This window comes from Halorhodospira neutriphila (assembly GCF_016584055.1).
GTDB lineage: Bacteria > Pseudomonadota > Gammaproteobacteria > Nitrococcales > Halorhodospiraceae > Halorhodospira > Halorhodospira neutriphila.
This window is the reverse complement of sequence record NZ_NRSH01000111.1, coordinates 1-7,193: the sequence shown is the minus strand read 5'-3', so window position 1 is coordinate 7,193 and position 7,193 is coordinate 1. Positions and strand designations below refer to the sequence as shown.

At 76.6% G+C, this 7,193-nt stretch carries 8 protein-coding genes, 1 pseudogene and 1 riboswitch; of the genes and pseudogenes, 1 reads left to right on the top strand and 8 read right to left on the bottom strand.

The features are described 5' to 3' along the window. From CKO13_RS09395 to CKO13_RS09370, 6 genes and pseudogenes are all read right to left on the bottom strand, one after another. The coding region (locus tag CKO13_RS09395; RefSeq protein ID WP_200260004.1) for an ABC transporter permease at positions 1-718 on the bottom strand (718 nt) is incomplete at its 3' end. Next, positions 715-1,425 (bottom strand): ABC transporter ATP-binding protein, encoded by a 711-nt coding sequence (locus CKO13_RS09390; protein WP_200260001.1) that lies wholly within the window; start codon positions 1,423-1,425, stop codon positions 715-717. The genes CKO13_RS09390 and CKO13_RS09395, both read right to left, overlap by 4 nt. A gap of 52 nt (positions 1,426-1,477) precedes the next feature. Continuing rightward, on the bottom strand, positions 1,478-2,278 hold the full coding sequence (locus CKO13_RS09385) for an ABC transporter ATP-binding protein (RefSeq protein WP_200259998.1): 801 nt from the start codon (positions 2,276-2,278) through the stop codon (positions 1,478-1,480). Beyond that, a pseudogene (locus CKO13_RS09380) lies at positions 2,275-2,826 on the bottom strand (FecCD family ABC transporter permease); the annotation flags it as partial. The pseudogene CKO13_RS09380 and the gene CKO13_RS09385, both read right to left, overlap by 4 nt. A gap of 52 nt (positions 2,827-2,878) precedes the next feature. Beyond that, positions 2,879-3,823, bottom strand: a complete 945-nt coding sequence (locus CKO13_RS09375) for a cobalamin-binding protein (RefSeq protein ID WP_200259995.1) — start codon at positions 3,821-3,823, stop codon at positions 2,879-2,881. Next, the gene (locus CKO13_RS09370; RefSeq protein ID WP_200259992.1) at positions 3,823-4,389 is read right to left on the bottom strand and encodes a cob(I)yrinic acid a,c-diamide adenosyltransferase; all 567 of its coding nucleotides are present in this window, start codon (positions 4,387-4,389) and stop codon (positions 3,823-3,825) included. Before CKO13_RS09370 ends, CKO13_RS09375 begins: the two co-directional genes overlap by 1 nt. 146 nt (positions 4,390-4,535) lie before the next feature. Further along, positions 4,536-4,784: riboswitch (cobalamin riboswitch) on the bottom strand. Positions 4,785-4,872: 88 nt separating this feature from the next. Here CKO13_RS09370 and CKO13_RS09365 point away from each other — a divergent pair. Continuing rightward, positions 4,873-5,250, top strand: a complete 378-nt coding sequence (locus CKO13_RS09365) for a cysteine-rich small domain-containing protein (protein WP_200259989.1) — start codon at positions 4,873-4,875, stop codon at positions 5,248-5,250. Here the strand turns inward: CKO13_RS09365 and cbiE are convergent. Then, positions 5,196-6,437: a precorrin-6y C5,15-methyltransferase (decarboxylating) subunit CbiE gene (gene cbiE, locus CKO13_RS09360; protein ID WP_200259985.1), complete on the bottom strand. Its 1,242-nt coding sequence runs from the start codon at positions 6,435-6,437 to the stop codon at positions 5,196-5,198. The two genes, CKO13_RS09365 and cbiE, sit on opposite strands and share 55 nt — an antisense overlap. Next, a complete protein-coding gene (locus CKO13_RS09355) occupies positions 6,438-7,073 on the bottom strand; it encodes a precorrin-8X methylmutase (RefSeq protein ID WP_200259982.1) in 636 nt (211 codons plus the stop codon). It abuts the gene before it with no gap. Between the last annotated feature and the right edge of the window lie 120 nt (positions 7,074-7,193).

The following is a 7,193-nucleotide window of genomic DNA, read 5'->3' as shown; positions in this document are numbered from 1 at the left end:
CCCACGGGTCGAGGAGCCGGTCGGCCGCCTCGATGACCGCCTCCGGGCGGGCGCCGCGCGCCAGGCGGAGGAGGACGTCGTTGAAGGCGCCCTCCATGTCGTAGGCGGCCGCCAGCGCCGGGCGGCTCATCCACAGGATGGCGTAGCGCTCGTAGTCGGGCATGATCTCGCCGGGGCGGATCTGGTAGACGAACTCCGGCGAGGTGGCCACGCCGACCACCTCGAGGGTCTCGTAGCCGCCGCGGACGACCACCGCCAGGCGCGCGCCGGCGTGCAGGCCGTGGGCCTCGGCGAAGGCGTCGCTGACCACCGCCTCGCGCTCCCGGCCCGGCTCCGGGAGGCGCCCCTCGGTGAGGTAGAGGCGGTTGAGCGCGGCGTTCCGCCCCTCGGGCAGGGAGACGATCCGCGCCGTCGCCGGGTCGTCGAAGCCGGGGAGCTCCAGGCTGGCCTCGGCGACCACGCGCGTTACGGCCTGCTGGACGCCCGGGATGGCGGCGAGCTCGTCGGCGAGCCCCCGGGGGGCGCGCTCGACGCTGGCGAAGACGTCGGCGAAGCGGTAGTCGCGGTAGAAGGCGTCCCGGGTGCCGGTCAGGGCGGCGAGCGCGCTCAGGAACATCACCAGGGTGGCCACGCCGCTGGCGATCACCACGGCGATGGCCAGCGCCTGGGCGCGCATCCCCCAGAGCTCGCGCAGCAGCTTGCGCGTCAGGGCCCTCACCAGCTCAGCTCCCGCGCCCGGCAGCGCTCGGCGTTCTCGCGGATCCCGGCGATGCGCCCGTCGCGGAAGTCGACGACCCGGTGGGCCATGCCGGCGATCCCGGCGTTGTGGGTGATCAGCGCCGTCGTGGTGCCGAGCTCGCCGTTGATCCGCTCCAGCGCCTCGAGCACCGTCACGCCGGTGCGGGAGTCGAGGGCCCCGGTGGGCTCGTCGCACAGCAGCACCCGCGGGCGCTTGGCCACCGCCCGGGCGATGGCGACCCGCTGCTGCTCGCCGCCGGAGAGCTGCGCCGGGAAGTGGTCGAGCCGCTCGCCGAGCCCGACCATCGCCAGCGCCGCCTCCGGGGCCATGGGGTCGCGGGCGATCTCGGTGACGATGGCCACGTTCTCGCGGGCCGTGAGGCTGGGTATGAGGTTGTAGAGCTGGAAGACGAAGCCGACGAAGTGGCGCCGGAAGGCGGTCAGCTCCCGCTCGCCGGCGGCGGCCAGGTCCCGGCCCTCGACGAGCACCCGGCCCGCGGTGGGCACGTCGAGGCCGCCGAGGATGTTGAGCAGGGTCGACTTGCCGCTGCCCGACGGGCCGAGGAGCACGACCAGCTCGCCGGCGTAGAGGCACAGGTCGACGCCGCGCAGGGCGTGCACCGCCACCTCGCCCATGCGGTAGACCTTGGTCACCCCCTCGACGCGGAAGACCTCGCTGGCGGGCATGGGGGCGCCCTCCTCGGCGGGCTCTCCCCCAGTATCGTAGGCGCTGGCGGGCCTAGCGCAGCGCGGGCACGAAGACCCGCGTCCCGTCGACCTGCCCGGCGACGAGCCGCTGGCCGTAGAGCCGCTCCAGCGCCTCGGTGACCAGCATCGCGCCCGTCGGTCCCCAGCAGGCGCTGCCGTCGGGGTAGAGCAGGAGGATGTGGTCGCACCAGCGCGCCGCCAGGTTGATGTCGTGCAGGCAGAGGAAGACGGCGCAGCCGGCGGCGGCGCGCTCGGCGAGCAGCCCCATGACCGCCGTCTGGTGGCGCAGGTCGAGGTGGTTGGTGGGCTCGTCGGCGAGCCAGACGGCCGGGTCCTGGGCCAGGACGGTGGCCACGCTCAGGCGCTGGCGCTCGCCGCCGGAGAGGGTGCTCACCAGGCGCTCCTCGAGGCCGTCGAGGCCCAGCCGCGCCAGGGCGCCGCGGGCGATGGCGAGATCCTCAGCGGTCTCCAGGTCCCAGGGCGCCAGGTAGGGGTGGCGGCCGATGAGGGCGGTCTCCAGGACCGTGGCGGGGAAGCCGTCGTGGCGCTCCTGGAAGACCACCCCCAGGCGGCGGGCCAGCGCCTTGCGCCGCCACTGCCCCAGGCCCCGCCCCGCCAGCCGCACCGCGCCCGAGCGCGGCGGGCGCAGCCCGGCGAGGGTGTGGAGCAGGGTCGTCTTCCCCGCCCCGTTCGGCCCGAGCACCCCCCAGACCTCCCCGGGCGCCACGGCGAGGTCGAGGGGATCGCCGTCCGGCCGCCCCGGGATGTCGATCACCAGCTCGCGGAGGGCCAGGCCCGCCGTGGTACTCGCCTGTGGCGCGGTCCCGCTCATCGGCTCCGGTGCAGCAGGTAGAGGAACAAAGGCACGCCGAGCAGCGCCGTGATGACCCCCACCGGCAGCTGCTCGGGGGCGATGAGGGTGCGCGCGAGCACGTCGGCGCCGGCCAGCAGGGCGCCGCCGGCCAGCGCCGAGGCGGGCAGGATCAGGCGCTGGTCGTTGCCGAGGAGCAGGCGCAGCATGTGCGGCACCACCAGGCCGACGAAGCCGATGCTGCCCGCCGTGGTCACGGCCACGGCGGTGAGCACGCTCGCCGCCGCGTAGATGCCCCACTCCAGCGGCCGCACCGCCACGCCGAGGGCCGTCGCCTGCAGCGGCCCGCGGGCGAGGACGTTGAGGCTGCGCCCCAGCGGCGCGGCGGCCAGCACGGCGGCGGCGAGCACGCCGAGGGCGAGCCACGGGCTGCCGGCGTAGGCGAGATCGCCCATGAGCCAGTAGAGCATCCCCGGCAGCTGGTGGCGCGAGCCCACGGCGAGCATGAAGGTGACCAGCGCCCCCCAGCCGGAGGCGACCACCACCCCGGTCAGCAGCAGCCACGGCGGCGGCGGCGACGGCGGCGAGCGCCAGCAGCGGCGGGGCCAGGCGGGGCACGGCCTAGCGGCGCTGCCGGGCCTGCTCGAGGTGCTCGCAGAGCCTCGCCGTGCCCTCGAGCACCCGCGGGGTGGGCCGCTGGAGCAGCGCCGGATCGACGAAGAAGAGGTTGCCGCGCCGCGCCGCGCGCAGGCTCTCGTAGCGGCGCCAGGGCGCGAGCAGGGAGCGGCCGCCCTCCCCGCCCATGCCGCCGGCGACGATGGCCTCGGGGTCGGCGGCGAGGACCGCCTCCTTATCCACCCGCGGGGCGAGCCGGTCCAGCTCGGCGAAGATGTTCCGGCCGCCGCAGATGCGGATGGCGTCGCTGATCATCTGCTCGCCGTTGACGGTCATCAGCGGGGCGTCCCAGATCTCGTAGAAGACCGTGACCGGGTCGCGGCCGGCGTAGCGGCGCCGCAGCCCGGCGAGGCGCTCGCGGAACGCGGCCGCCGCCTCCCGCGCCGCCGCCTCGGTGCCCGCGAGCCGGCCGAGGCGCTCGAGGGTGGCCGGGATCCGCTCGAGGCGGCCCTGCGCGCTGCGGTAGAGCGTCGCCCCGGCCTCCTCGAGGCGCTCAAGCTGATGCGGCGAGTTCCCGCCCTGCCAGGCCACCACCAGGTCCGGGCGGAAGGCGAGGAGCGACTCCAGGTCGAGCCGCTCGTAGCTGCCCACCCGCGGCAGCTCCCGCGCCGGCTCGGGGTAGTCGGCGTGGCTCACCGCGGCGACGACCCGCTCGCCGGCCCCGGCGGCGAAGAGCAGCTCCGTCACCCCCGGCGAGAGGGCGATGATGCGCTGCGCCGGGCCCTCCAGGCAGACCTCCCGCCCGGTGTCGTCCTCGACGCAGCGCCCCTCCGCGGCGGCAGTGCCGGCGAGCAGCGCCGCCGCCAGGAGCAGGGCGGCCCCGAGCCCGGCGCGCCGGCGCCGGAGCGCCCGCGCGGCCGCGGAGGCCGGTGCGGCGCGGCGCGCCGCCATCAGGAGCCCCTCGGCTCGCGCTCGGCGAGCGCGCGCCACTGGCGCTCGCCGCCGGCCTCGCGGCGGGCGAGCAGGCGCGCGGCCACGAAGAGCAGATCCGAGAGGCGGTTGAGGTAGGCCGCAGCGCCCGGGCCGACGGGCTCGCGCCGGCCGAGGGCGATCAGCGTCCGCTCGGCCCGCCGGCAGACGGCGCGCACGACGTGGCACTCCGCCGTCGCCGGCCCGCCGCCCGGCAGGACGAACTCCTTGAGCGGCGGCAGCGCCTCGTTGAGGTCCGCCAGGGCGGTCTCCAGGCGCTTGACGGCGTGCTCCGGGAGCGCCTCGTGGCCGGGCACCGCGAGCTCGGCGCCGAGGTCGAAGAGCTCGTGCTGGACCGGCTCGAGCACCGCGGCCACGTCCTCCGGCAGCTCGTAGGCGAGCAGCCGGCCCAGGACGCTGTTGAGCTCGTCGACCTCGCCGCAGGCCGCGATGCGCAGGCTGTCCTTGTCGACCCGGGAGCCGTCGCCGAGCCCGGTCCGGCCCTCATCCCCGGTGCGAGTGGTGATCTTCGAGAGGCGGTTCCCCATGGCGTGGACCTCTTTCCGGCGCTGCGCGCCCATCGACGCGGACCGGTACCGCCGGGGAGAGGGAGGGGAGGTGCAGGAGCGTGACGGGGCGCCGAGATCCGCGCCGCCGGCGAGCAGTCCAACCACCCGGCCCGCCGCACCCCGCGGCACCTGGGCTGTCATGGGCCGGTCTCCGGGCTCGTGGGCGGAGGGATTCCCCCCGGAGCGGGCCGCCTTCCCGTGAGCGCGCCGCCGCGCAGCCATCGCCCACAGTGGCCTGTCAGGCCCGCTCGCCCCACCTACCGTTGCGGGGGCAGCGCCGGACTCGCCGCGCGGATCGGCGGCTGGACCGGTCTTCCCGTTTAACCCCGGCAACCTGGGCAGGCGCCGGGTGCACCCATGACGCCAATACTTTAGAGTGGCCGCCTGGTACCGTCAAACCAGGGGCCAGGGCGCACCGGCGCCCGATGAGGCGCGCCCGGCCCCGGAAGGGAGCAGGCGAAGATGGCGCACACCGAGCAGCTGCCCGCCGAGGAGGCCTTCAAGGGCTTCACCAACACGGACTGCCCCTACTTCCCCTGCCACCCCGGGGTCGAGCGGGCCTTCAACTGCCTCTTCTGCTACTGCCCGCTCAACGCCTACGAGTGCCCCGGCCCCTACCGGGTCATCACCGACCGCCACGGGCTCCGGCGCAAGGACTGCTCCGCCTGCACCCTCCCCCACGACGGCTACCGCGAGTCCTGGGCCTTCATCCAGCGGTGGCTGCGCCGCCCGGTCCCCTGGGACGGCAGCGAGCAGACCCGGCTGCCGGCGCCGGCAGGACTCCCTCAGAGGCCGTCCTTCTCCACCGCCCACTGCAGGATGGGCATGGCCGGCCGGTAGGCGTGCAACCGCCCCAGGGGCTCGGCGCGCTCCACCGACAGGCGGGTCAGCGTCCCCCCGTAGCGCTGCCAGGCGGCCTGGATCGCCTGCTCGCTCTCCAGGGTGACGCTGTTGGCGACCAGCCGGCCGCCGGCGGGCAAGGCGGCGTAGCAGGCCTCGATCAGGGCCGGGTCGTGGACGCCGCCGCCGAGGAAGACGGCGTCGGGGGCCGGCGCCTCGGCGAGCGCCTCGCGGGCCTCGCCGGTACGCACCTCCAGGCGCGGCACGCCCAGGGCAGCGGCGTTGCGCGCCGCCGCGGCCGCCCGCTCGCCGCGGCGCTCCACGGCGAGGGCCTGGGTCGAGGGCTCGGCGAGCAGCCACTCGACGGCCACCGAGCCGCAGCCGCAGCCGATGTCCCAGAGCCGCTCGTCGGCCCGGGGGCGGAGGCTGGCGAGGGTCAGGGCGCGGACCTCGCGCTTGGTGATCTGGCCGTCGTGCTCGAACCACGCCTCGGGCAGCCCCGGCGCGCACGGCAGGATGCGGGCGCCGGGCTCCGCCGCGACCTCCACGGCGACCAGGTTCAGCGCCTGGATCCCGTCGAGGGCGAAGTCGCGGGCCGTGGTGTGCCGGACCCGCTCGTGGGGGCCGCCGAGCGCCTCCAGGAGGGCCATCCGGCTGGGGCCGAAGCCCCACTCGACCAAGGCCTGCGCCACCTGCCCCGGGGTCTCGGCGCCGGCGGAGAGGGCCAGCACGCGCCGGCCCGGCTGCAGCAGCGGGCGCAGGCTCGCTAGGGGGCGGCCGCCGAGGGCGATGAGGGCGCACTCCTGCTGCGCCCAGCCCAGGCGGGCGGCGGCGAGGGCGATGGACGAGGGCTGCGGCAGGCAGCGCATCTCCGCCGCGGGCAGGTGGCGGCGCAGCGTGGCGCCGACGCCGAAGAGGAAGGGGTCGCCCGAGGCGAGCACCGCCACCGGCTCGCCGCGGCGCTCGAGCAGCCGCGGGATCGTCGCCGTCAGCGGCGAGGCCCAGGCCAGGGTCTCGCCGTGGATCAGGGGCTCGGCCAGCGCCAGGTGGCGCCGGCCGCCAACGACCAGGCGCGCGGCGCCGAGCAGGCCCCGCGCCGCCGGGGAGAGCCCCTCGAGGCCGTCCTCCCCCAGGCCGATGAGGCTCAGCCACGCCTCCGGCGTACCGCCCGCCTCGCTGCCCGCCATTCAGTCCTCGCGCTCGCTCGCCAGGGCGTTCACGGCCGCCACCGCCATGGCGCTGCCGCCCTGGCGGCCGTGGACCACGATCGACGCCAGCGCCTCGTGCCCGGCGAGGGCGGCCTTGGCCTCGGCGGCGCCGACCATGCCCACCGGCATGCCGATGACCACCGCCGGCGGCGGCGCGCCCTCGTCGATGAGCTCGAGCAGGTGGAAGAGCGCCGTGGGGGCGTTGCCGATGGCCACCACCGCGCCGTCGAGGCGCTCGCCCCAGAGGTCGAGGGCCGCGGCGGTCCGGGTGTTGCCGATGGCCCGGGCGCGCTCCGGCACCCGCGGGTCGTCGAGGGTGCAGCAGACCTCGTTGGCCGCCGGCAGCCGCGCGGTGGTGATGCCGTGGGCGACCATGCGGCTGTCGCAGAGGATCGGCCGGCCGGCGCGCAAAGCCTCGCGGCCGGCGGCCACGGCCCCCGGCGTCAGGGCGAGGTGCTCGGTGATATCGACCCGGCCGCAGGCGTGGATGACGCGCACCGCCACCTGCGCCTGCTCGCGGCTCAGACCCTCGAGCCGCGCCTCGCGGCGGATCGTGGCGAAGGACTCGGCGTAGATGGCGGCGCCGTCCCGGAGGTAGTCGTAGGATCGAGCCATGAGGGCCTCCGCAAATCCTGCAGAACCTAGAGCGCCCCTCGCCCCCTGTCAAACCGGGCGGGCGGCCGCCGGCCACGCCCGGGCCCGCCCCCCGACGCCGGGGGGCGTGGCGGCGCCCCG

Excerpts from the sequence above, each read along its gene's own strand:
- CKO13_RS09375 (WP_200259995.1), bottom strand. The coding sequence starts at position 3,823 with ATGGCGGCGCGCCGCGCCGCACCGGCCTCCGCGGCCGCGCGGGCGCTC.
- CKO13_RS09355 (WP_200259982.1), bottom strand. The coding sequence starts at position 7,073 with ATGGCTCGATCCTACGACTACCTCCGGGACGGCGCCGCCATCTACGCC.
- CKO13_RS09390 (WP_200260001.1), bottom strand. The coding sequence starts at position 1,425 with ATGCCCGCCAGCGAGGTCTTCCGCGTCGAGGGGGTGACCAAGGTCTAC.
- CKO13_RS09370 (WP_200259992.1), bottom strand. The coding sequence starts at position 4,389 with ATGGGGAACCGCCTCTCGAAGATCACCACTCGCACCGGGGATGAGGGC.
- CKO13_RS09365 (WP_200259989.1), top strand. The coding sequence starts at position 4,873 with ATGGCGCACACCGAGCAGCTGCCCGCCGAGGAGGCCTTCAAGGGCTTC.
- cbiE (WP_200259985.1), bottom strand. The coding sequence starts at position 6,437 with ATGGCGGGCAGCGAGGCGGGCGGTACGCCGGAGGCGTGGCTGAGCCTC.
- CKO13_RS09385 (WP_200259998.1), bottom strand. The coding sequence starts at position 2,278 with ATGAGCGGGACCGCGCCACAGGCGAGTACCACGGCGGGCCTGGCCCTC.